Source organism: Pseudomonas imrae, from assembly GCF_046352735.2.
GTDB lineage: Bacteria > Pseudomonadota > Gammaproteobacteria > Pseudomonadales > Pseudomonadaceae > Aquipseudomonas > Aquipseudomonas imrae.
Window position 1 is genome coordinate 2184102 of the sequence record NZ_CP110853.2, and the last position, 21555, is coordinate 2205656.

Annotated in this window: 23 protein-coding genes; 14 read left to right on the top strand and 9 right to left on the bottom strand. The window is 63.1% G+C overall.

The features are described 5' to 3' along the window. The first annotated feature begins 8 nt into the window (after positions 1-8). Together hisC and OQ460_RS09830 are read left to right on the top strand one after the other, a co-directional pair. Positions 9-1157, top strand: coding sequence for a histidinol-phosphate transaminase (hisC, locus tag OQ460_RS09825; RefSeq protein WP_410021613.1), 1149 nt, complete (start codon positions 9-11; stop codon positions 1155-1157). Beyond that, positions 1154-2206 (top strand): PLP-dependent cysteine synthase family protein, encoded by a 1053-nt coding sequence (locus tag OQ460_RS09830; protein WP_410021614.1) that lies wholly within the window; start codon positions 1154-1156, stop codon positions 2204-2206. Before hisC ends, OQ460_RS09830 begins: the two co-directional genes overlap by 4 nt. Here the strand turns inward: OQ460_RS09830 and OQ460_RS09835 are convergent. From OQ460_RS09835 to OQ460_RS09860, 6 genes are all read right to left on the bottom strand, one after another. Next, the gene (locus tag OQ460_RS09835; RefSeq protein ID WP_410021615.1) at positions 2177-2443 is read right to left on the bottom strand and encodes a DUF3325 domain-containing protein; all 267 of its coding nucleotides are present in this window, start codon (positions 2441-2443) and stop codon (positions 2177-2179) included. The genes OQ460_RS09830 and OQ460_RS09835 overlap by 30 nt on opposite strands. Positions 2444-2450: 7 nt before the next feature. Further along, positions 2451-3998: a PepSY-associated TM helix domain-containing protein gene (locus OQ460_RS09840; protein ID WP_410021616.1), complete on the bottom strand. Its 1548-nt coding sequence runs from the start codon at positions 3996-3998 to the stop codon at positions 2451-2453. Continuing rightward, complete coding sequence (locus tag OQ460_RS09845; protein ID WP_410021617.1) at positions 3995-4282, bottom strand: DUF3649 domain-containing protein; 288 nt, start codon at positions 4280-4282, stop codon at positions 3995-3997. Before OQ460_RS09845 ends, OQ460_RS09840 begins: the two co-directional genes overlap by 4 nt. Positions 4283-4420: 138 nt before the next feature. After that, positions 4421-5764, bottom strand: a complete 1344-nt coding sequence (locus tag OQ460_RS09850) for a HAMP domain-containing sensor histidine kinase (RefSeq protein ID WP_410021618.1) — start codon at positions 5762-5764, stop codon at positions 4421-4423. Then, complete coding sequence (locus OQ460_RS09855; protein ID WP_410021619.1) at positions 5761-6480, bottom strand: response regulator transcription factor; 720 nt, start codon at positions 6478-6480, stop codon at positions 5761-5763. The genes OQ460_RS09850 and OQ460_RS09855 overlap by 4 nt, the downstream gene beginning before the upstream one ends. Positions 6481-6571: 91 nt before the next feature. Continuing rightward, a complete protein-coding gene (locus OQ460_RS09860; RefSeq protein WP_410021965.1) occupies positions 6572-6838 on the bottom strand; it encodes a hypothetical protein in 267 nt (88 codons plus the stop codon). A 269-nt stretch (positions 6839-7107) separates the two neighbouring features. On the opposite strand from OQ460_RS09860, the gene OQ460_RS09865 reads away from it, so the two are divergent. Genes OQ460_RS09865 through OQ460_RS09875 form a run of 3 tightly spaced genes read left to right on the top strand, consistent with a single transcriptional unit; the run spans position 7108 to position 9260 of the window. Further along, positions 7108-7758: a secretin and TonB N-terminal domain-containing protein gene (locus OQ460_RS09865; protein WP_410021966.1), complete on the top strand. Its 651-nt coding sequence runs from the start codon at positions 7108-7110 to the stop codon at positions 7756-7758. Beyond that, positions 7755-8300: a sigma-70 family RNA polymerase sigma factor gene (locus OQ460_RS09870; RefSeq protein ID WP_410021620.1), complete on the top strand. Its 546-nt coding sequence runs from the start codon at positions 7755-7757 to the stop codon at positions 8298-8300. Before OQ460_RS09865 ends, OQ460_RS09870 begins: the two co-directional genes overlap by 4 nt. A 36-nt stretch (positions 8301-8336) precedes the next feature. Continuing rightward, positions 8337-9260, top strand: a complete 924-nt coding sequence (locus OQ460_RS09875) for a FecR family protein (protein ID WP_410021967.1) — start codon at positions 8337-8339, stop codon at positions 9258-9260. A 27-nt stretch (positions 9261-9287) separates the two neighbouring features. On the opposite strand, the gene OQ460_RS09880 is transcribed toward OQ460_RS09875, so the two are convergent. Together OQ460_RS09880 and OQ460_RS09885 are read right to left on the bottom strand one after the other, a co-directional pair. After that, positions 9288-9896, bottom strand: coding sequence for a type II secretion system protein GspJ (locus OQ460_RS09880; protein ID WP_410021621.1), 609 nt, complete (start codon positions 9894-9896; stop codon positions 9288-9290). Further along, entirely contained in the window at positions 9893-10351 is a 459-nt protein-coding gene (locus OQ460_RS09885; RefSeq protein ID WP_410021622.1) for a GspH/FimT family pseudopilin, read from the bottom strand. Before OQ460_RS09885 ends, OQ460_RS09880 begins: the two co-directional genes overlap by 4 nt. Positions 10352-10438: 87 nt before the next feature. Between OQ460_RS09885 and OQ460_RS09890 the strand changes: the two genes are divergently transcribed. Next, on the top strand, positions 10439-10870 hold the full coding sequence (locus tag OQ460_RS09890; protein ID WP_410021623.1) for a type II secretion system protein N: 432 nt from the start codon (positions 10439-10441) through the stop codon (positions 10868-10870). Here OQ460_RS09890 and gspI read toward each other — a convergent pair. Beyond that, complete coding sequence (gspI, locus tag OQ460_RS09895; protein WP_410021624.1) at positions 10857-11258, bottom strand: type II secretion system minor pseudopilin GspI; 402 nt, start codon at positions 11256-11258, stop codon at positions 10857-10859. The genes OQ460_RS09890 and gspI overlap by 14 nt on opposite strands. Before the next feature lie 148 nt (positions 11259-11406). On the opposite strand from gspI, the gene gspG reads away from it, so the two are divergent. From gspG to OQ460_RS09935, 8 genes are all read left to right on the top strand, one after another. Further along, positions 11407-11856 carry a type II secretion system major pseudopilin GspG gene (gspG, locus tag OQ460_RS09900; RefSeq protein ID WP_410021625.1) on the top strand — a complete coding sequence of 150 codons (450 nt, stop codon included), beginning with the start codon at positions 11407-11409 and terminating at the stop codon, positions 11854-11856. Between the two features lie 8 nt (positions 11857-11864). Next, positions 11865-12785, top strand: a complete 921-nt coding sequence (gene gspK, locus OQ460_RS09905) for a type II secretion system minor pseudopilin GspK (protein WP_410021626.1) — start codon at positions 11865-11867, stop codon at positions 12783-12785. Next, complete coding sequence (gene gspL, locus OQ460_RS09910; RefSeq protein WP_410021627.1) at positions 12782-13921, top strand: type II secretion system protein GspL; 1140 nt, start codon at positions 12782-12784, stop codon at positions 13919-13921. The genes gspK and gspL overlap by 4 nt, the downstream gene beginning before the upstream one ends. Further along, complete coding sequence (gspM, locus tag OQ460_RS09915; RefSeq protein ID WP_410021628.1) at positions 13914-14456, top strand: type II secretion system protein GspM; 543 nt, start codon at positions 13914-13916, stop codon at positions 14454-14456. The genes gspL and gspM overlap by 8 nt, the downstream gene beginning before the upstream one ends. Continuing rightward, complete coding sequence (gene gspD / locus OQ460_RS09920; RefSeq protein ID WP_410021629.1) at positions 14453-16765, top strand: type II secretion system secretin GspD; 2313 nt, start codon at positions 14453-14455, stop codon at positions 16763-16765. The genes gspM and gspD overlap by 4 nt, the downstream gene beginning before the upstream one ends. Positions 16766-17202: 437 nt before the next feature. Further along, the gene (gene gspE, locus OQ460_RS09925) at positions 17203-18621 is read left to right on the top strand and encodes a type II secretion system ATPase GspE (protein ID WP_410021630.1); all 1419 of its coding nucleotides are present in this window, start codon (positions 17203-17205) and stop codon (positions 18619-18621) included. Beyond that, on the top strand, positions 18621-19832 hold the full coding sequence (gspF, locus tag OQ460_RS09930; protein ID WP_410021631.1) for a type II secretion system inner membrane protein GspF: 1212 nt from the start codon (positions 18621-18623) through the stop codon (positions 19830-19832). Before gspE ends, gspF begins: the two co-directional genes overlap by 1 nt. A 392-nt stretch (positions 19833-20224) precedes the next feature. Further along, a complete protein-coding gene (locus OQ460_RS09935) occupies positions 20225-21448 on the top strand; it encodes a substrate-binding domain-containing protein (protein WP_410021632.1) in 1224 nt (407 codons plus the stop codon). The last annotated feature ends 107 nt before the right edge of the window (positions 21449-21555 follow it).

The following is a 21555-nucleotide window of genomic DNA, read 5'->3' on the forward strand; positions in this document are numbered from 1 at the left end:
GCTGTTCCATGAAACCCGAGCACGTTCCATCGATAATCGAGGCGCTGATTCGCCCGAATATCCGGCGCCTGCCACTGTATGACCCCGGCGCCGATGCGCAACAAGTGGCGCTTCGGCCCGGCGTCCATGCGGTAGCCAAATTGTCCAACTGCGAAAACCCGCTGGGTATCTCGCCGGCAGCGGCCCAGGTGATTGCCGGTCACGGCGGGCAGGGGTTGGAACGTTATCCCGACCCTACCGGCCAGGCACTCAGGCAACTGCTGGGGGAGCGTTTGGATGTCGATCCATCGCGGCTCGTCCTCGGCAATGGCTCGGAGAACATCCTGGAACTGCTGTGCCTGGCACTTCTTGATCCTGCGGACCGGGTTGTCACCCAGCAACCCTGTTTCAGCCTGCATGAAAGCCTGCCGTTGATGATGGGTGCCCAGGTCGACAAAGTGCCGCTCAATGATGACTTCAGCTTCAACCTGGACGCTTGGGCCAAGGCGCTGGCATTGCCGGCGAAAATGCTGATGCTGAGCACACCGTCCAACCCGGTGGGCACCAGCTTGTCCACTGCGCAACTGAGCGCGTTGGTCGCGGCGGCTCGCCCGGACACATTGCTGGTGATCGACGAAGCGTACTTCGAGTTCACCGAGGACAGCGCCGACGCCCTGGCGATTCTTGCTGCCCAGTCACGGCCGTGGATCGTGCTGCGCACTTTTTCCAAGGCCTATGGGCTTGCCGGGCTGCGGGTCGGTTATGGCATTGCCAGCGATGCACGCCTGATCGAGGCCTTGCACCGGGTGCGAACCCCTTACAACGTCAACCAACTGGCCCAGGACGCGGCGCGCGCGGCGTTGCTCGACTGTGCGCATGTGGCCCGCAGCCGCGCATTCGTAATCACCGAGCGCCAGCGCTTGAGCCAGGCGCTGCGTGCGGCCGGGTTTCGAGTGGCGCCGTCCCAGGCCAACTTCCTGTTTGTCGATACCGGTTGCAATGCCCTCCAAGTGGTCGAAGAGCTGCTCAAGGACGGCATCATCGTCAAGGCGTGGCGTGAGCCGGGGTACACCCGTTTCATCCGCGTATCCATCGGCCTCGAGCCACAGAACGAGTGCTTCCTCGCTAGCCTGCAGCGCGCCGTTGCCGTGTTTTCCCCTGCCCAGAGGTCGTCATGATCAAGTCCAACCTGTCTGAATTGATTGGCGGTACGCCGCTGCTCAAATTGTGCGTTACGCAAAATGGCACCTGTGTGTTGCTCAAACTGGAGCAGTTCAATCCCACCGGCACTGCCAAGATCCGCATGGCGCGGCAGATGGTCGATGAAGCGGAAGCCAGCGGGCAGCTCAAGCCGGGAGGCTGGATCGTCGAGTCGACTTCGGGCAATACCGGCCTGGGCCTGGCATTGATCGCCGCAGAGCGCGGCTATCGCTTCACCGCCGTGGTCGACGAGCACGCCAGCCCCGACAAACTGCGGACGATGCAGGCATTTGGCGCACACCTGGTGCGAGTGGGCGACCCCGGCGGTGGGCTGAGTACCGCCGACCGCGATGCCACCGCCGAGCGTATCGCGGTCGAGAAGGGCGCCTACTGGACGCGCCAGCACCATAACCCGGCCAACGCGAATGGCTACGTAGCCCTGGCGGATGAATTACGCGAGGTATTGGGAAGCGAGATTCACTATCTGGTGGGCGCAGTCGGTACCGGCGGTTCGTTATGTGGCAGCGCGCGCGCGTTGAAATCGCACGTCCCCGGTTTGCAGGTGATAGGGGTCGAGCCCTGTGGTTCGGTCATCTTCGGTGGGCCGGGGGCGCCGTACCACCAGTCTGGTACCGGCACCCCCGAAGGCGCCGAAATCGGTGCCTTGGTGGACTATGCGCTGATTGACAAGGGGGTTCGGGTCAGCGATACCCAGGCGTTTGAAACGGCGCGTCATCTTGCCCGCTTCCATGGTCTGCTGGTGGGTGGTTCGGCAGGCGGGGTTATTTACCAGGCCTTGCGTGAAGCACTTCGCGCCCCCCCCCAAAGCGTGATCGTGGCCCTGGTATGCGATGGCGGCGAGAAGTACCTGGACACGGTGTTCAACGACCAATGGATGGCCGATCACCAACTGCTGGCGCCTCAGGTCCATCGTGAGCTTCTGCAGTGGTTGAACCCGGTGCCCCAGGTTCGCCAGGCCGTTGCGGCCGGCGGCTCCTCAGCTCCGTACCCCATACGGCAGCAGTAAGGCCACCCCCAATCCTCCCAGGGAGATCAGTCCGAGCCAGGCCACCGGCCCCATCGCCCAGTCCCAAATCTGCACGCATACGCCAAAGCTGGCTGCCAGCATCAGCCAACCCATCACACGCAGGCTGCGACGCACGAATCTGTGCGGCAGCCGTCGCCAGGCTTGTTTGTAATGGCGCTCCAACCCCAGGCACAGTCCCAGCATCCCCGCGCAGGCCAGCAACAAAGCCGCAGTCATCGCCATCTCAGTTGGCCTCCACGACAGGCTGTGCAGTCGCGCGACGGCCAGCCTGTGTCTTGAGCGGTCGGCAAAGCTTCACGCATGGCCAGGCCAATAACACGCCGAGGGCCATGCAGGTGAGTTCCAGGTAGAGGTAATCCCCCAGGCTGCCACCCAGCAGGTTCAGTGCCGGCAAGGTGATGCACAGCACGGCAGCCAGGCCGAGTTGTTCGCGCCAGGCACAGCGCCAGGGGCGGACGATAGCGTGACCCAGGCTCAGCAGCCACACCAGGAAGAACACCCGCACTTCCCAGCCTCCACGCTGGGCCAGCTCCACCGGCAGCAGGCGATTGGCCCACAGAAAAGCCACGCAAGCGACCATCAGGCCGGCGACCACGGCCACGTTGAGGCGCTCGGCAGCGTGGTAGAGCAGGGCGCCGAGAGCGCCCTCGCCATCATGACGTCGGCGCCGCTTGACGGTGAACAGCACCACGCCGGTCGCCAGCATCGCGCAACTGGCCAGGCCGCAGACGAAGTACAGCCAGCGCATCGGATAGCCACCGAACTGGGCAAAGTGCAGGCCGGCCATGACTTTTTGCGTCAGCAGGCTCGGGCGGCTGACTGCCGGTGGGCGCAGGACTTCGCCGCTGACCCCGTCAAACAGCATGCTCTGGCCCTTGGTCAGTTCAATCCGGTTTCCCAACACCGGGCGCGCCTCGATACGCGCGTCGCTGCGGCCCGGGTTCTGGATCGACAGGCCCGCCACCGGTCCCATCAGCCGCTCGGCTTCGGCCAGCAGCGGCCCGAGGGCGGTCAATGGTGCCGGCTGGCTTGGCTCTGCGGGTTTATTGCGCTCACCCCGAACCTGATGCTCGGCTGGTGCGCCGCGTAACGCCCGGCCGAGGTTTTCACGCTCGCCATCGAACAAGGCGTCCACCGCCGCCGGCATGTAGATCAGGTAGAAAATCACCAGCCCGGTATAGGTGATCATCAGGTGGAACGGCAACACCAGCACCGCCGTCGCATTGTGTGCGTCGAGCCAGGAGCGTTGGCCCTTGGCGGGGCGGAAGGTGAAGAACTCCTTGAAGAACTTCTTGTGAATCACGATACCGCTGAGCAGCGCCACCAGCATCGCCATCGCGGCCAGACCGACGATCCAGATCCCCAGGTTGCGCGGCAGGTTGAGAGTGAAGTGGAAGCGGAAGAAAAACCCGCCCCCCGCGGTTTCGCGTACCTGCAAGAGTTCGCCGGTCTGCGGGTCCAGGGGCTTGCCGCCGCCACGGCGCTGTTCGCCGGCCGAAACACTCAAGGTGTCTGAACGCTCGCCAGGCAGGCCGATATTCCAGGTCCGGGCCTGCGGATGCTCGCGGCTCAGGTAATCAAGCGCTTGCTGCGCCGCGGCGCTTTGTGACAGGTTCGAAGCAGGGATTTCGGGGCGCATCCAACCGTCGATTTCCTTGTCGAATACCGCCACGGTGCCGGTGAGGAAAATCGCAAACAGCAGCCAGCCAAAGATCAGGCCGCTCCAGGTGTGCAGCCAGGACATGGCCTGGGTCAAGGTCTTGTGCTTCATCCCAGCACCTGGTGCCACTGTGGCCAGAAACCAATCGCCGACAGCGGCAATGCCAATCCCACTCCAGCCCATGCACGACGGGCGCTGCGACAGCCAAAAGCCCAGAGGATGGCCAGGGTATAGACCAGGAAGGAGGGCAGGCTGGCGACCACCAGGGCATCGACCTTGTCCATCGGCAACAGGCGCGCCAGGGCGGCGGTAAATGCATAGGTAAACAGGTAGCCACCGATCAGCGCGGCGACAGTGCGCGAAAGTGTCGGCCAGGCAGGGGATTTGTTTTTCATGGTGGGCTCATCAGGGCCAGATCAGACAACACAACCCCCCTTGTGGGAGCGAGCAAGCCCGCTCTCACAGGAAATCGAGTTGTCAGTAGAAATTCATGGCGCCAATGCTAGTGATTCTCATATGAGAGTAAACGCAATTTACAACTTATACACTTTGAGCCGCAGATTCAGGCGCAGCCCGGGGAAGGTGTTTTCTGCCCATATTTCGCCACCTTGCAGTTGCACAATGCTGCGGGTAATTGACAGGCCCAGGCCATAACCGTCGCCGCCCGGTCGCGCGACGTTGAGCCGGGTGAATGGCAGGAAGATCTGCTGCAACTGGTCGGGTTTGATACCAGGGCCCTGATCCTCAATGCGCAGGTGCCAGTAATCGCCGTCCCGGGAGCCGGACAGGCGCACCACACCCTCTGGCGGAGAATGACGGATGGCGTTGCGCAGGATATTTTCCAGGGCCTGGGCCAGGCCATTCAGGTTGCCCAGCACGCAGCAGTCAGGCGGCAAGTGGCAGGGCAGGCGCTCGCTCGGCCAACCGCTTTCAAAACAGGCATCTTCACGCAACAGGTCCCACAGCGATTCCATGTCTACCGCTTCAACCGGCATGGCCGGGCGTTCGGTGTCCAGCCACACCAGCTCCAGGGCGTCACCGATCAGCCGCTCCATGCCTTGCACTTCACGCTCCAGGCGCTGGCGCAAGGCGCTTGCGTCGGGCTCGCGCTCACCGGCCACGCGCAGGCGGCTCAACGGCGTGCGCAATTCGTGGGATAAATCGCGCAACAAGCGGCGTTGCAGCACCACGGTACTTTCCAGGCGTTCGGCCATATGGTCGAACGCCCGGGCCAGTTCGCCCAGTTCATCGCGGCGCCGGGTGACGCCAGGGCCGACCCGCGAGGCCAGGTCGCCGGCGCTCAAGGCGTTGGCCTGGCGCCGCAGGATCACCAGCGGCGAGATCAGCACCCGGTACAGCAGCGCGCCAAACAGCAAGGCCAGGAGCGCTGGCAATACCTGTTGCAGCAACATGTTCCACAGGCCCAGGTGTTTGCGTGGGTCGAGGTGCAGCGGCAGTTCCATCACCAGGCGCGAGGTGTTGTCGCTGAACGGCACATATAAGGTGGGCTGGCCTCCGGGACGCCCCAGCCATCCGCTGATATCGCGTACGAAATCCAGCCTCAGCCGCTGCGCATCACTCAATGCAACGGATGACAGCGATGCGTGTCGCTCGTTGACCACCACTGCCCAGACCTGCTCGCGCTCACGCAAGTCGCGCAGGAACTCATCAACGCCCGCCGCGCCGCGCTCGCGCCAGGCGATTTCAGCCTGGCGCGCGTATTCCTGCAGGATTTGCCGGGTCGGTGCGGGTAGATGGGCGCTAGCGTGGTAGAGACGCTGGCTCAGGTCGACTTGCAGGCTGACCACCAACAGGCAAAACACCGCCAGCACGCCCGTCAACTTCCACAACAGCGAATGACGGTGGGGCAGCCTCATGGCGCCAGTCGCGTCAGCATATAGCCGGTGCTCCTGACCGTTTCCACGCGTCCGGCGGTGTAGCCGATCGCCTGCAGCTTGCGCCGGATGCGGCTGACATGCATATCCAGGCTGCGGTCATGCCGCGAGTAGGCACGGTGCATGACCTGTTGATAGAGAAAGGCCTTGCTCAGCACCTCATCCACATGTGCGACCAGGGTTTGCAGTACCCGGTATTCGGTGGTCGTGAGGTCGGCCCAGTGCCCCTCCAGGCTGACATCGGCGCGCTGCTCGTCAAACATCAGTTGTGGATCGACGTTGCTCTGCCTGCCCGGCGCTTCATGTTCATAAGCCACGCGGCGCAGGATCGCGTCGATACGCACGTCCATCTCCTGCATGCTGAAAGGCTTGGGCAAGTAGTCATCGGCGCCCTGGCTGAAACCGGTGATGCGATCCTGTTCGGCGCCCAGGGCCGACATCAGGATTACCGGTACGCGGTAGTGGGGGCGCAATTGCGCGAGAACCTCCAGGCCGCTGCTGCCGGGCAGCATGATATCCATCAGGATCAGGTCGAATGTGTTGCGGCGCACCAGGTCGACGATTTCTGCGCCGGTGTGGCGCAGGGTGACCTCGAATCCCCGTTGGCTCAGATGGTTGTCCAGGTGGGCGGCGAGCACAGGGTCATCCTCGACGGCCAGAATGCGACGCGTAACGGGGATTGAATGAGGGGCGTGCATGGGAGGTTCCTGCGAATGCGAATGTTTCCAAGTTGCGCATTCTGGCAAAACTCCCGGCAGATTCCTATCGGCTACGGTTTATTGCTGCGTGTCATGGTCGCTGTGGCGTGACCGAATTGCCGAATGTATTGCCCATCCGCACACCGGTTGCGGCCGGAGTCGAGAGGCCGATCTGGTGTGGCGCGCGTTTATGGACCTCGACTGTCTGCGCTTGCCGGTTCTTCTGCGCCGCCTTGGTTCCCTGCGGGTTATTGCTCATCTGCTGGCTCAGGCAGGCGTAGTCGGGGGACTTGTAGCCGCCGACCTCGGCTTCGACACACCCGGCTGGCGCGTCGTCGGCGTTTACGGCCAACGGCATGCCCAGGCACAACAGAAAAATTGCAAACGCTTTCATCGCAGCCTCCTGGCGGGCCTGGATAAGTGGCCCGGTGTGGCCTGCAAGTCTAGCCCGTCGGGCTGGGCAGAACCGTGATGTTTTTTTTGCTATCACCGTAACATCAGGTTCATAAAGTGGCTTCAGGATGACGCTTTTCCCAGGACACGTCAGCCGTGCAGCAATGCAGAGCAGGGGGTCAGGAGTGGGCTTGGAAGCGCACGCGCTGCTGCCTGGGCCTGCTGTTGGCCTGGATGGTGTCGGACGTGGTATGGGCGGCCTCTGCGGTGCAGACCGATGAGCCGCGGTTGTTGAGGCTGCAATTGCCGGCGCAGGACCTTGCGTCAGCCCTGGAAGCCTTTAGTCGTGCAACCGGGATGGCGGTGCTGGTGGACCGCGAGCTGACCCTGGGGCGGCGTTCGATTGGGGTACACGGGCGCTATAGCGCCCAGCAAGCCTTGAGCCTGTTGCTGACAGGGAGTGGTCTGATGGCGCGTTATGCTCGCAGTGATGCGTTTACCTTGCAGGAGCCGCAAGTCAGCCGGCTGGTCGCCAACCAAGGGCTGACGCCGCGCAGTGCGGCGCGAGTCAACCGCAGTTATGCCATGGCCTTGCAGCAGGCCGTCGAATCCAGCCTGTGTCGATCGCCCCTGACCCGTCCGGGCAGTTTTCGCGCGCTGGTGCAGGTCTGGATCAACCGAAACGGGTTGATCGAGTACAGCCGTCTGGTCAGCTCCACGGGCGATGCCCAGCGCGACGAGGCCCTGGTGCGCAGCCTCGCTACTACCCGGGTGGACCGTCCGGCGCCCAGTTCGCTGCGCTCGCCGTTCACCTTGCTGTTAACGCCCGGTCCCACAGGAAAACCCATGGAATGCACAGTACGGGAAGGAGCCCAGGGGGCATGAAAAAAACCGGGTACAGTCCGATGGTCAGTTTGTTCCTGGCGTCTTATGACGACTTCAAGGTACGCCTGCGCAAGCGCCTGGGCTCCGACGACCTGGCCAACGATGTGCTGCACGAGACTTATCTGCGGGTCGATCGCATGGACATGCCGCCGAACCTGCAACAGCCCAATGCCTACCTGTACCGCATGGCCCTGAACATCGCCGCCGACCGGCGCCAGGCCGATGCGCGGCTATTGACCGGCAGCGAAATCGAAGAGCTGCTGCAAACCGGCGACGAAGCCCAGGATCCGTCCCGTGTGGTAGGCGGCCAGAAAGATATCCAATCCTTGCTCAAAGCCCTCTACGAACTGCCGGCGCGGCGTCGCAAAATCCTCATCGCTGCACGCCTGGAAGAGGCGCCGCACCTGGAAATCAGCCAGCGGTTCGGCATCTCCACGCGCATGGTCGAGAAGGAAATCAAGGCCGCCCTGGGGCACTGCGCCCTGCGCCTGGAAAGAAAAGTCATCCAGAGGTTCGGTCCCGGGGCCGGAAAACCGTCTTAGTGATGAGTCCCTGACAATCCGTGAGTACCCGTGCGCTTGAACATCTTTAACTTTCCCTCCACCCGGGATACGCCCCACAGCCGACTGCGCAGCGAAGCCCGTGACTGGCTGGTGCTGCTGACCTCGGGCCAGGCCACGGTGGCTGACGCCAAGGCCTTGCGCCATTGGTGTGCCCAGAGCCCGGAGCATGCGCGGGCGTTCGAAGAGGCCAAGGTACTGTGGCAACAATTGGCCCCGGCAGCCGGGCAACTGCAGGCACCGCGGCATTTTGGGCGGCGTGCCTTTCTGGGCGGGGCGGTTGCTGCGTCGGCCGCCTTGTTCATGGTGCAGTTGGTTCCTGGTGGTGTGGCCGGACTGACGGCCGATTACCGGACCGAGGTGGGCGAACAGCGGCGGATCGAACTGCGCGACGGTATCAGCCTGGAACTCAATACCCGAACCCGGATCAGCCGACGCGAGCAGGGGATCGAGCTGCTCGAAGGCGAGGTCGAAGTGCTCGCTCGCGTGGCGCAACCCCTGACGGTCCAGGCGGGTGCGGGCTGGTTGAGTGCGACTCAGGCCCGGTTCAACGTGCGTAATACCGATCACAGCGTATGCGTGACCTGTATCGAAGGTGCGCTTGCGGTCCGGGTGGCTGGGCGAAGCGTGCAACTGGAGGGCGGTCGCCAACTGACCTATGACGCTGCGGGCCTGGGCGAGTCTGTGGCGGTGGACGCCCAGGCGGTCGTTGCCTGGCGCGATCAAGTGCTGGTGTTCAACAACGCGCCACTCGATACGGTGATTGACGAAATCAACCGTTATCGTCCGGGGATGTTGGTATTGCTTAATCGCGAGCTGGGCAGCCGGCGTGTGCAGGCGCGGTTCAGCCTGCAGCAATTGGCGGGTGTGGCGTTGCTGATCCGCGATGCCTATGGGGCCAAATGTACCGAGCTGCCAGGAGGAGTGGTGTTGCTCAGCTAGGTGGACTGAAGCGCGTCAGGCCTGGCATCAGTCCAGCGGTCCCAGCACCTGCCGATAGTGCTCCACGCCCTGGGGCGTCTGGCGTACCAGGGTGATTTCCATCCCCACCGGGTTTTCCTGGCGATTACCGCTCAACTGCCGCCAGCCTTTGTCGTTATCCCAGACCCGTACTTGCAGGTCACTGACCTGATCAAGTACCGCAACCCCCGCCTTGGGCGCAGGCAGCGGAAAACGATCCCGAGCTGCAGCGCCGGCGCGATACAAGGTCTGCCCCTTGAGCCACCAGCGCACCCTTTGCAGACCGTCACCGGGGATCGGCGCGCTGCGGATCAACTGCAGATCAAAACCCTTGCTGTCGGAACTGCGCACGGTCACCGCAGCCAGCGCGTCAGGCGACGGCGGTTGGTTCTCGCCGGGTGGAGGCGCCAGTTCCACTCCCGCCCGCAGGCTGACGTCCAGTTGCAACTGGTTCAGCGCGCGCAGCAGCGCCTGCGTCTGCTCGGTGCTGGCCTGCAAATGGGCATCGGCGCGGGTCACGCTGTCCAGGCCACGCCAGGCGATCAGGCTGACCACGGCCATCAGCATGATCGCCACCATCACTTCGATCAGCGTAAAGCCCTGCTGTGGATATTTCATGGGTTCACCACTTGCAATACGCCGGCGGTATCTCGTTGCACGCTGATGCGGTGCTGTCCGTCCGACAGCATGATACGCAGCGGCGGGTTGATCCATTCGGCATTCAATATCAGGGTTTGCCCAGGTTCGATGCTCACCTGCATCGGCGTGTTTTCCCAGGCTCGCGGGCGCAGTTGCGAGTCGCTGTCGAAGCCATCAACGTCCACGCCATTGTCGCCCGTGCGACTGAAACCAAACCCCTTGGCATTTGCCCGCCAGACGATGGCGCGGCCATCCGCGCGGGCCTCTGCCTGGGCTATTTGCAGCAATTGGCTCAGGCGCTCGGCATCCTTGCGCAACAGGTGCAACGGGTCTGGCTTGATGCTCAGGCTGATAGCCGCACTGGCGATGCCGATGATCACCAGTACCACCATCAACTCAATCAAGGTGAAGCCCTGTTGTCGGCGTCGAATCATGGTTGCTCCCAAAGCATGAACCGGTGAAATAAAACCGTGAGAATTGCCCTGTAGGCTGTCGAGACGGACAAACAGGAGGTCCCACCCATGGCATTCACCGATCGTTTATCTCTCGTCCATGGCATCCAGGCCCTGGCCTTGGTGACGACGTTGGCCGGCGTCGTCATCTGGACGCCGTTATTGCTGACATCCGCCCAATCCCATACCCCTGCGGTGGTGCCCCAGGCATTGGCCGCCCGCAGCGATAATCCAGCCTTGCAGTGGTTCTCCAATGTTCCGGCGGCCGTGCAAATAAAGGTGTCTGGCGTATTGGCCGGCGCCCAGGGGGCGGTGGCGATCCTCAGCCTCAACGACGGCCCACCGCGCAGTTTCCTGCCCGGCGAGCGCCTGGGCCCCGGCATGCGGCTGGCAGCCATCGAGGGCGATGCGGTGGTGATCGAGCGCGGTGGCGAACAGCAACGGGTGAAGCTCGACAAACTGCCCGACGCGCCGGCCTTGCCTGTGCTCACTGGGCCGTAACCTGCTTCTGTTGCGGTTGCGCGCGCGCGACCAATGTCTCCAGTTGCGCCAAGGGCGGCGCCTCGCGGGTAGCGTCCAGCACTTGCACGTTGACCTTGAACAGGCGGCCACCGGCGGTTATGCCGATCACTTGTTCACAGCGCAGCTTCAGCCGGCCCTGATCGCACTCGAAGGTTCGGCGCCCGGGTTTCACGCTCCCGTCCAGGCGCACTTGGGCCAAGCGACTCTGGGCCGCCAGCAATGCTATGGATTTGTCTCGCAGCAGGCCGTTGCTCTGGGTCATCAACCCGGCCACACGCACGGCCGCCGCCATGGCCACCGCGATAATCGCCAGGGCTACCAGCACCTCAATCAGGGTGAAACCTTCGCTCTTGCGGCGGCCGCGCATGGTCTACTCGATGCCGGGAAACAGGCCCGCAGACTAGCCTTTGGACTTGACCGATTGGCGACCAAAGCTCCCGAGGATTTTCAATACGCCTGACATGTAGTCTTGCAACACTGCGCGACGAAAAGCACTCAAGCCAAGGAACGTCGAGATGGATATCGCGCACTTCAAGTCCCTGTCGCGAGGCCCTGCTGGCCAGCGTGGCTTCACCTTGATCGAGATCATGGTGGTGGTGGTCATTCTCGGGATTCTCGCCGCGATGGTCGTGCCCAAGGTGCTCGATCGCCCGGACCAGGCCCGGGCTACCGCTGCCAAACAAGACATCGGCGGCTTGATGCAGGCGCTCAAGCTCTATCGCCTGGACCACGGCAGCTATCCGAACATGACCCAGGGCTTGAAGGTGTTGGCAGAACGCCCGAATGAGGCGAAAAATACCAACTGGCGCGCCTACCTCGAGCGCTTGCCCAATGACCCTTGGGGCCGCCCTTATCACTACCTGAACCCGGGGGCCAACGGCGAGGTCGATGTGTTCTCCCTGGGCGCCGATGGCGAACCGGATGGTGACGGCGTCAATGCCGATATCGGCTCCTGGCAGTTGTAAGGCGCGCCATGAACAGGCATTCGCCCATTGCGGCGAAGCAGCGCGGCATGGCGATTATCAGTGCCTTGCTGATCGCCGCCGTGGTGGCGGTGATGGCAGGTGCGATGCTTACCCGGCAAACCGTCTTCACCCGCAGCCTTGAGGCCGAGCAACTGCGGGTGCAGGGCAACTGGTTGTTGCAGGGCGGGCTGCAGGCGAGCCGCGAACAGTTATGGGAGGCGCGGCAGAAGGATGTGCTGACCCGTCTCGATCAGCCGTGGGCGCAGCCTTTTGGCGGTACTGTCGAAGGGCAGATGGACGACGAGCAAGGCAAGTTCAATCTGCGCAACCTGGTGACAGAACAGATGTCGGACGCCACGCAACTGCAGAACTTCCAGCGCCTGTGCCAGTTGATCGGCATCGACCCCCAGGTCAGCCGTCGCATCAGCCAGCGTGTGATTGCCTCCTATGATCTGCGCACGGCGCCGCCAGTCGCCTCATCGCCTGACGTCGGTGGTGACATACTCCCGGCCAGATACCCGATGCTGCGCAGCCTGGATGACCTGGCCGGTATCAAGGGCCTGGAGCCGCGCGTGCTCAAGCGCATGGCCAACTTCGTCAGCGTGCTGCCGGGCAATACCTGGGTCAACGGCAATACCGCCAGTGCCCAAGTGCTTAGCGCGGTGGTGCCGGGGCTCAGTCTGTCTCAGGCCCAGGCATTGGTGGCCGAGCGGGACAGCGGACGCTGGTTCATCAATCGCGGGGATTTCGTCAACCGCCTGCGTATGCCCCAGGTTGCGGTGGATACGGTGCAAGTGGGCATCACCAGCGAATGGTTTCGCTGGCAGGGCCAGGCCCGCCGCGAGCAACGCCGAGTCAGGGGCGATGCGCTGTTGCATCGCCCCGAAGACCGGCAGCCCCGAGTTATCTGGTGGCGGGTGGGCGCATGACTCGCCTGCGGATTGCCTTGCCGCCGCTGGAACAACTGAGTGTCGAAAGCCCGGTGCAGTTTGCCTGGCTGGACCGCGCCGGCCAGGTCAGCCGCGAAGGCCAGGCCAGTCTCGTGCAGTTAGGCAAAGGTCATAAAGCTCTGACGGCCGAGTGCTTCCTGCACCCACGGGACAGCTTGCTCACCAGCCTGCAATTGCCGCAATTGCCGCCGGCCAAGGTGGCTGCCGCCGTGGCCTGTGCCGCCCAGGCGTTGATCCTTGGCCCGTTGGAGCAGATGCAGGTTGTCCATGGACCCCGTGAAAGCAACGGGCAGGTCCAAGTGGGCTGGCTGCCTAAAGTCCGTCTGGAACATTTGCAGCGGATTCTGACCCTGGCGCATATCAATCTGCGCGGCCTGTACCCGGCGCCCTACGCTTTGCCCGTACCGCCTGCCGGGCGCTTGACAGTTGTCTGTATCGAGGGGCATTTGCTGGTGCGCCAAAGCCTGCAGCAGGCGGATATGCATCCGTTGGGTGAGCAAGCGTTGCAGGCGCTGCTCAGCGGCGGCGTGGATTTGCATCAGGTGCAAAGTGCTGCCCCGGAGCGCTGGCAGGGTGCGGTGCCTGGTTGGGGCTTGCACGCGCGGCTCAAGCGCACTGTTGCGGGTAGTGCGGGCTGGGGGCGAGCGCTCGGGTTATCGGTATTGGCCATGACGGTCTGGACCTTGGGCCTGAACCTGTATGCAGCGCGTCAGGTAAACGAGGGTCAGCAGCTCAAGGCGCGAATGGTGGCCCAGGTCAAGCAAGCCTTTCCCGAGTTGCCGGTGATTCTCAACCCCTTGCAGCAGGCTCGCCAGCAGTTGACCGCACGCCAGAACGGTACCGCCGACACCAGCCAGGGCCTCAGCAGCCTGTTGCAACTGGCGGGCAACACCATGCCATTCATGGTCGGCAGTGTCGAAACCTTGAGTTTCGAGCAAGGCCGCCTGCACCTGAATCTGTTGGCCGACAGTCGCAGCCCGGCCGCCGAAGGCGAATGGCAAGCGGCGCTGGCCCAGGCCGGCTTCACGGCGCGACGCGATGCACAGGAGTGGATCATCGAGCCGCTTGCCGACCTGGTCGACGGTCCATCGAACCCTGGAGCCGACCATGAATAAGCGCGTAACGGCTACTTACCAGCGCCTGCATGGACAGTTCCGGGGCGTCTGGATTGGCTTGGCGCCGCGGGAAAAACGCCTGCTGGGCGGCGGGACGGCGGTACTGGCAGGGATGCTGGTGTGGTTGCTGCTGATTGCGCCAGCGCTGAAACAGATCGAATACTGGCAGGTCGAGACGCCCAAGCTGCGCACCCAGGCCGATACCTTGCAAGTGTTATTGCAGGGCGTTGCAATGGGTGCCGCCGTGGGCACCGGGCAGGATCTGCAAGCCGCCCTGCGCCAGAGCCTCGACAGCTCCGGCCTGCAGGGCCTTTACCAGTTGCAGGCGCTGGAACCCGGCGGCTGGCGCCTGACCTTTGACAAGGCCCCGGCGGATGCCGTGGTGAGCTGGTTAGTGGCCAACCCGCGTGCATTTTTCCTGGAGGTGTCCGAAGCGCGTTTGCAGCGTGCCGGCGACGTCGTTGAAAACCCGGCCGGCCATTTGTCCGGGACCGTTCGCATGGATCAGGCGCCTGGCGCTAAGGAAGCTTCATGAAGTGGTCATTGCCCCATCCGGCGCCGTTTCGGCAAGTCGCGCCATTGCTGTTGCTGGCGCTCAGTGCCTGCAGCAACACCCAGTCGCCGACTCCGCTGCCCTTGCTGGTGGACAGCGAGCTGGGGCAGCCCCTGGCCGACACCCGTCGCAGTGGCGATGCGCTGCTGGACCGCCAGCGTGAAATCGTCCAGCGCCCCCCGGTGCAGCACCCGATCACCCATCGCGCCCGCGGCCACGCCGCCGCGCCTGGTAAAGTGCGCAACCCGCTGGGTGATCAGCCGGTGCAACTTAACTTTGTCGAGGCCGATATCCAGGCCGTGGTGCGGGCCTTGTCCCGAGCCACCGGCCAACAGTTTCTGGTGGACCCCCGGGTAAAAGGCAACTTGACCCTGGTCAGTGAAGGCCAGGTCCCGGCGCATCAGGCCTATGACATGTTGCTGGCGGCGCTGCGCATGCAGGGCTTTAGTGTGGTGGACGTCAGCGGCGTCGCCCAGGTGGTGCCGGAGGCCGATGCCAAACTACTGGGGGGGCCGATCTACAACGCGGCCAACCCCAGCGGTAATGGCATGCAGACCCGCACCTTCCGCCTGCAATACGAGAACGCGGTGAACCTGATCCCGGTGCTGCGCCCGATTGTGTCACCCAACAACCCGATCAACGCCTACCCCGGCAATAACAGTATCGTCATCACTGACTACGCGGAAAACCTGGCGCGGGTGGCGCAGATCATCGACGGCATCGACACACCGAGCGCCATCGACACCGACGTGGTGCCGGTGCAGAACGGCATCGCCGTGGATATCGCGGCGATGGTTGCCGAACTGCTGGAAACCCAGGGCGGCGACCAGACCCAGAAAATCAACGTGATCGGCGACCCGCGCTCCAACTCGATCATTATCCGCACCGGCAGTCCAGAGCGCACGGAGCTGGCGCGTAACCTGATCTACAAACTCGACAACGCCCAGAGCAACCCCAGCAACATGCACGTGGTGTACCTGCGCAACGCCCAGGCCGGCAAGCTGGCCCAGTCGCTGCGGGGCATGCTGACCGGCGAAAGCGAGAGTGGCGTGAGCGACAACGCGCGTTCCAAGTTGAGCGCCATGGGCGCAGCGGGTGCCAACGGGCAAGGCAGTTCCCAGAACAGCAGCGGCACGCCTGCCGGCAATGGCGTACAGCCCAGCGGTTTTGGCCAGGACACCAGCAGCGGCGCGAGCCATGCAGCCGATGATCAGAACACGGCGTTCAGCGCCGGCGGCGTGACGATCCAGGCTGACGCTACCACCAACACCTTGCTGATTTCCGCGCCGGAGCCGTTGTACCGCAACCTGCGGGAAGTCATCGACATGCTCGACCAGCGCCGTGCCCAGGTGGTGATCGAAAGCCTGATCGTCGAAGTGGGAGAGGACGATGCCAGTGAGTTCGGCGTGCAATGGCAAGCCGGGAACCTGGGGGGCAAGGGTGGTTTTGGCGGGGTCAACCTCGGCGGTAGCGGCCTCAATGGCACGCCTGCCAGCAAGACCAGCATCGATGTGCTGCCCAAGGGCCTGAACATCGGCCTGGTGGACGGCACGGTGGATATTCCGGGGATCGGCAAGGTGCTGGACCTCAAGGTCCTGGCCCGGGCGCTGAAGAGCAAGGGCGGAACCAATGTGCTGTCGACGCCCAACCTGCTGACCCTGGACAACGAAGCGGCGAGCATCTTTGTCGGCCAGACCATTCCTTTCGTCACTGGTAGTTATGTGACCGGTGGCGGAGGTACCAGTAACAACCCGTTCCAGACGGTGCAGCGTGAAGAGGTCGGGCTCAAGCTCAACGTACGCCCGCAGATTTCCGAGGGCGGCACGGTGAAGCTGGATATCTACCAGGAGGTCAGCAGCGTGGATGCGCGGGCGTCGGTGGAAGCGGGAACGGTGACCAACAAGCGGGCGATTGATACCAGCATCCTGTTGGATGACGGGCAGATCATGGTGTTGGGCGGGCTGCTGCAGGACGGCTACACCCAGAGCAATGATGCGGTGCCGTGGTTGTCGGATATTCCTGGGTTGGGGGCGTTGTTCAGGAACGAAGCGCGCAGTGTGAGCAAGACGAACTTGATGGTGTTTTTGCGGCCTTACATCATTCGTGACAGTGAGGCGGGGCGCAGTATTACGCTCAATCGCTATGACTTTATGCGTCGGGCTCAGGGTGGGTTGCAGCCGGAGCGTAGCTGGGCGATGCCAGATGTGCAGGCGCCGCAACTGCCTTCGGTGGAGAAGGCCATTCCTGGGGAGCAGATGCCTCGGGCGGTGATTCGGGCGGTGCCGCGGTGATGGCGGGGGTGGATTGGGGGTATATCCGTTGCTGCGGTAACGGCCACTCAGGGGCGCGCGCTTACAGCGGGTCACTTCTGGCAAACGCCCCAGAAGTGACCAAAAGGTCTTGGCCCCATCACTCGGTGCCGGTTTACCCGCTACACCGGGCCTGCTTGCGGCCATCGTGGTTGACGGGGCCTGCAGATCAAAATCAAAAGCCGCTCTTGTGCAGGAGCGAGCTTGCTCGCGAAAAATCTGAAAGCGCCGCGTTCAATCAGGATGCCAGCATCATCGTTAACGACCTTCGCGAGCAAACCCGCTCCCACATTTGGACCTTGTTTGTCTTTGCTTTTGCTCTACACCATTCAAACCGGGCGGTAGTCCGCTGTAAGAGCGGAACCCATGTCAGTCATGACTGAAGGAATGGATATGGACACAAAACAACGGACACAGCCATGAGCCTGCTCCCCTACGCCTGGGCCAAATCCCAACGCATCCTCCTTCACCCTGGAGCACAAGGCCCCACCCTGACCATCTGCCCCTCCACCCCCGGATGGTCCATCAGCGAAGTCCAGCGCCAATTCGGCGATGCCCCTATCGAACACGTACGCGACGACGAACTCGACGGCCTTCTCGCCAGTGCCTACGCCGACACCGGCAGCGCCGCCGCCGTGGTGGGCGCCGCCGAAAACGAAGTCGACCTCGACCGCCTGATGCAAGACATCCCCGAAATCACCGACTTGCTCGACACCCAGGACGGTGCCCCGGTGATCCGCATGATCAACGCCTTGCTCACCCAGGCCGCCCGTGACGAAGCCAGCGACATTCACATCGAGCCCTTCGAAACCCACTCCGTGGTGCGCTACCGCGTCGACGGCACCCTGCGCGACGTGGTGTCGCCGCGCAAGGCCCTCCACGGCGCCCTGGTCTCGCGGATCAAAATCATGGCCCAACTCGACATCGCCGAAAAACGCCTGCCCCAGGACGGCCGCATCGCCCTGCGCGTAGCCGGTCGCCCCATCGATATCCGCGTGTCCACCGTGCCCACCGGCCACGGCGAGCGCGTGGTGATGCGCCTGCTGGACAAACAGGCCGGGCGCCTGCAACTGGAAACCCTCGGCATGGACCCCGACGTGCTGGGCAAACTCGACACCCTGATCCGCCAACCCCATGGCATCGTGCTGGTCACCGGACCCACGGGCAGCGGCAAGACCACCAGCCTCTACGCCGCCCTGGCCCGGCTGGACGCCAGCACCAGCAACATTCTTACGGTCGAAGACCCGGTGGAGTACGACCTGCCGGGTATCAGCCAGATCCAGGTCAACGCCAAGATCGACATGACCTTCGCCCTGGCCCTGCGGGCGATCCTGCGCCAGGACCCGGACATCATTATGATCGGTGAAATCCGCGACCTGGAAACCGCCCAGATCGCCGTGCAAGCCTCGCTCACCGGTCACCTGGTACTTGCCACCCTGCATACCAACGATGCCGTTTCAGCGGTCAACCGGCTGATCGACATGGGCGTCGAACCATTCCTGCTGGCGTCCTCCTTGCTCGGCGTCTTGGCCCAGCGCCTGGTGCGCCGCCTGTGCCCGCACTGCAAGCAGCAAGACCCGGCGGCGCCGGGCACCTGGCGGCCTGTTGGGTGTGCGCAGTGCAACCAGGTCGGCTACAGCGGGCGCACCGGGATTCATGAGCTGTTCTGCATCGACGATGACCTGCGCGGTCTGATCCATCAAGGCGCCGGCGAGCAGGACTTGAGAGCCGCCGCACGCCGTGCCGGCATGTTCAGCATGCGCGAAGACGGCGAACGCTGGGTGCGCAGCGGCGCCACCGCCCCCGAAGAAATCCTGCGCGTAACACGGGACGCCTGATGAATCGCTATCGCTACGAAGCCGCCGATGCCACCGGCAAACTGGAATCCGGGCACCTGGAAGCCGACAGTCAGAGCGCGGCGTTTACCAGCCTGCGCAGCCGGGGCCTGACGGCGTTACTGGTGCAAATCGAAGGCAGCCCCAACACAGCGGTGGGCGGCGGTGTGTTCAGCGCCAAGCTGTCGGATAACGATCTGGCCTGGGCCACGCGGCAGTTGGCAAGCCTGCTGGGGGCGAGCCTGCCGTTGGAGGCGGCCCTGAGCGCCACGGTCGAGCAGGCCGAAAAAAAGCACATCGCGCAGACTTTGAGCGGCGTGCGTGCCGATGTGCGCGGTGGCATGCGCCTGGCCGATGCGCTGGCGGCGCGGCCGCGGGATTTTCCGTCAATCTACCGGGCTTTGATTGCGGCGGGGGAGGAGTCGGGCGATCTGGCCCAGGTCATGGAGCGCCTGGCCGACTACATCGAGGAGCGCAATAACCTGCGGGGTAAGATCCTCACTGCGTTTATCTATCCGGGGGTGGTGGGGTTGGTGTCCATCGGCATTGTGATTTTCCTGCTCAGCTACGTGGTGCCCCAGGTGGTCAGCGCGTTTTCCCAGGCGCGCCAGGACCTGCCGGGGCTGACGTTGGCGATGCTCAATGCCAGTGACTTTATCCGCGCTTGGGGATGGCTGTGTTTTGCCGCAATCGTGGCGGGCTTCTGGAGCTGGCGCCTGTACCTGCGCAACTCTGTGGCACGCATGAACTGGCACTCGCGGGTACTGCGCCTGCCGCTGATCGGGCGTTTTGTATTGGGGCTCAATACCGCGCGTTTCGCCTCGACCCTGGCCATCCTCGGGGCCGCCGGTGTGCCGCTGTTGCGCGCCCTGGAAGCGGCGCGCCAGACCCTGTCCAACGACCGTCTGAGCCAGAGCGTGAGCGATGCCACGGCCAAGGTACGTGAAGGCGTCAACCTCGCGCCGGCGTTGGCGGTGGAGAAAGTATTCCCGCCGGTGTTGATCCACCTGATCGCCAGCGGCGAAAAAACCGGGTCCCTGCCACCGATGCTCGAGCGCGCCGCGCAAACCCTGTCGCGGGATATCGAGCGCCGTGCCATGGGCATGACGGCCTTGCTTGAGCCGCTGATGATCGTGGTGATGGGGGCCGTGGTGCTGGTGATTGTGATGGCGGTGCTGTTGCCGATTATCGAAATCAACCAGTTGGTGACCTGAACCATCTGAAAATGTGGGAGCGGTATTTGCAGAAAATAAAAATGTGTAATCACGCAACCCAAGCCCCCACCGCCCAACCTCGGGTTCCTCATTCCGTCATCTTTGCAGGCACGACGCACAGCCCGTAGTACCTCCAGCTCCTGGCGCCTGAAATCCCTCTGTCACCTGTGCCGAAACACACCAGAATCATTGCCGAAACACCCGAGAATTTTTTTAAAAATCAAGGTGTTCCTCCCGAGGTTTTTTCCTACATCTGTCATCGGAAATTGCGAGCTTGTGGGTCATGGCCTCATCTCGCAAACCCTCTGGTTCAAGGCGTGAGAACCGAGCGCCATAGCGTCATGCAAGAACCATCTACCTCAACGTATGAACACGACGAAAGGAGCTTCTTCATGTTTAAGCGCAACGTACTCACGGTTTCCTTGACCCTCGCTGCACTGTGCTCGGCCCAGGCTGCAATGGCTGACGTCAACGGCGGCGGCGCCACCTTGCCACAGCCTCTGTACCAGACTGCCGGGGTTCTGACTGCCGGTTTCGCCCCATACATCGGCGTGGGCAGCGGCAACGGCAAAGCGGCGTTTCTGACCAACAACTACGGCAAGCTGGACGCCACTGTCACTCCCAAGAACGTGCACTGGGCCGGTAGCGATTCCAAGCTGTCCTCAGCCGAACTGAGCACTTACGTGACTGCCCATGGCGCAGCCTGGGGGCCGCTGATCCAGGTGCCTTCGGTGGCCACTTCGGTTGCCATTCCGTTCAACAAGACCGGTCTGGCAGGCAAGAAAGTCAACCTCAGTGTCAACGATCTGTGCGGCGTGTTCTCGGGTCGCTTGACCACCTGGGACCTGATTCCTGACTCCGGCCGCACCGGCCCGATCACCGTCATTTACCGCAAAGAGAACAGTGGCACCACCGAACTGTTCACGCGCTTCCTGAACGCCAAGTGCAGCGAGACCCTGGAGGGCGGTAAATTTGCCGTGACTCAGGCTTTCGGCAGCAGCTTCTCCGGCGGCTTGCCAGCTGGCGCACTCAACCCATTGCAACAAGCCAACCCGGCCGGTGGCTTTTTCACCGACACCAGCGCTGGTGTAATGAGCACGTTGAACGCTGCCCAGGGTCGCATCACTTACATGAGCCCGGATTACGCTGCAGCTACTCTGGCCGGTCTGGATGACGCCACCAAAGTTGCAACCGTTGCCGGTGTTTCGCCTGCCCCAGCCAACGTGTCGGCGGCAATCAACGTGATACCGGTACCGTCTGCCACCAACCGCGCCCTGCCAAATGCCTGGGTTCCAGTGTTTGCTGCCGCCGCCAGCTCTACCGACCCAAGCGTAGTCGCCTACCCAACCACCGGTTACCCAATCCTGGGCTTCACCAACGTGGTATTCAGCCAGTGCTACGCCAACGCTAACCAGACTTCCCAGGTCCGCACGTTCTTTACCCGTCACTACAACACCAGCGCCTTCAGCAGCAACGATGCGGCCATCCGCAACAACCGCTTCGTGCCACTGCCAAACACCTGGAAAACCGCCATCAACGACACGTTCCTCACCGCTACCAGCAACCTGAGCATCGGCAAGTCCAACATCTGCAACGGTATTGGTCGTCCGCTGTAACCCAAGCGTCCAACGACCTCGCAACACCGATCAGCAACGGCCTGTGCCGTTGCTGATTTTTTTTGCGCTAACAGCCCCATATGAACTTTCGATGACAGAAGTTCAGT

What these genes read in the sequence shown, in the direction of transcription:
- OQ460_RS09860 (WP_410021965.1), bottom strand. Translation starts at nt 6,838, where the DNA reads ATGCCGTTGGCCGTAAACGCCGACGACGCGCCAGCCGGGTGTGTCGAA.
- OQ460_RS09880 (WP_410021621.1), bottom strand. Translation starts at nt 9,896, where the DNA reads ATGAAATATCCACAGCAGGGCTTTACGCTGATCGAAGTGATGGTGGCG.
- OQ460_RS09830 (WP_410021614.1), top strand. Translation starts at nt 1,154, where the DNA reads ATGATCAAGTCCAACCTGTCTGAATTGATTGGCGGTACGCCGCTGCTC.
- OQ460_RS09835 (WP_410021615.1), bottom strand. Translation starts at nt 2,443, where the DNA reads ATGACTGCGGCTTTGTTGCTGGCCTGCGCGGGGATGCTGGGACTGTGC.
- OQ460_RS09870 (WP_410021620.1), top strand. Translation starts at nt 7,755, where the DNA reads ATGAAAAAAACCGGGTACAGTCCGATGGTCAGTTTGTTCCTGGCGTCT.
- OQ460_RS09865 (WP_410021966.1), top strand. Translation starts at nt 7,108, where the DNA reads ATGGTGTCGGACGTGGTATGGGCGGCCTCTGCGGTGCAGACCGATGAG.
- OQ460_RS09855 (WP_410021619.1), bottom strand. Translation starts at nt 6,480, where the DNA reads ATGCACGCCCCTCATTCAATCCCCGTTACGCGTCGCATTCTGGCCGTC.
- gspG (WP_410021625.1), top strand. Translation starts at nt 11,407, where the DNA reads ATGGATATCGCGCACTTCAAGTCCCTGTCGCGAGGCCCTGCTGGCCAG.
- hisC (WP_410021613.1), top strand. Translation starts at nt 9, where the DNA reads ATGAAACCCGAGCACGTTCCATCGATAATCGAGGCGCTGATTCGCCCG.
- gspK (WP_410021626.1), top strand. Translation starts at nt 11,865, where the DNA reads ATGAACAGGCATTCGCCCATTGCGGCGAAGCAGCGCGGCATGGCGATT.
- gspE (WP_410021630.1), top strand. Translation starts at nt 17,203, where the DNA reads ATGAGCCTGCTCCCCTACGCCTGGGCCAAATCCCAACGCATCCTCCTT.
- gspL (WP_410021627.1), top strand. Translation starts at nt 12,782, where the DNA reads ATGACTCGCCTGCGGATTGCCTTGCCGCCGCTGGAACAACTGAGTGTC.
- gspI (WP_410021624.1), bottom strand. Translation starts at nt 11,258, where the DNA reads ATGCGCGGCCGCCGCAAGAGCGAAGGTTTCACCCTGATTGAGGTGCTG.
- OQ460_RS09935 (WP_410021632.1), top strand. Translation starts at nt 20,225, where the DNA reads ATGTTTAAGCGCAACGTACTCACGGTTTCCTTGACCCTCGCTGCACTG.
- gspD (WP_410021629.1), top strand. Translation starts at nt 14,453, where the DNA reads ATGAAGTGGTCATTGCCCCATCCGGCGCCGTTTCGGCAAGTCGCGCCA.
- OQ460_RS09840 (WP_410021616.1), bottom strand. Translation starts at nt 3,998, where the DNA reads ATGAAGCACAAGACCTTGACCCAGGCCATGTCCTGGCTGCACACCTGG.
- OQ460_RS09845 (WP_410021617.1), bottom strand. Translation starts at nt 4,282, where the DNA reads ATGAAAAACAAATCCCCTGCCTGGCCGACACTTTCGCGCACTGTCGCC.
- gspF (WP_410021631.1), top strand. Translation starts at nt 18,621, where the DNA reads ATGAATCGCTATCGCTACGAAGCCGCCGATGCCACCGGCAAACTGGAA.
- OQ460_RS09850 (WP_410021618.1), bottom strand. Translation starts at nt 5,764, where the DNA reads ATGAGGCTGCCCCACCGTCATTCGCTGTTGTGGAAGTTGACGGGCGTG.
- OQ460_RS09885 (WP_410021622.1), bottom strand. Translation starts at nt 10,351, where the DNA reads ATGATTCGACGCCGACAACAGGGCTTCACCTTGATTGAGTTGATGGTG.
- OQ460_RS09890 (WP_410021623.1), top strand. Translation starts at nt 10,439, where the DNA reads ATGGCATTCACCGATCGTTTATCTCTCGTCCATGGCATCCAGGCCCTG.
- gspM (WP_410021628.1), top strand. Translation starts at nt 13,914, where the DNA reads ATGAATAAGCGCGTAACGGCTACTTACCAGCGCCTGCATGGACAGTTC.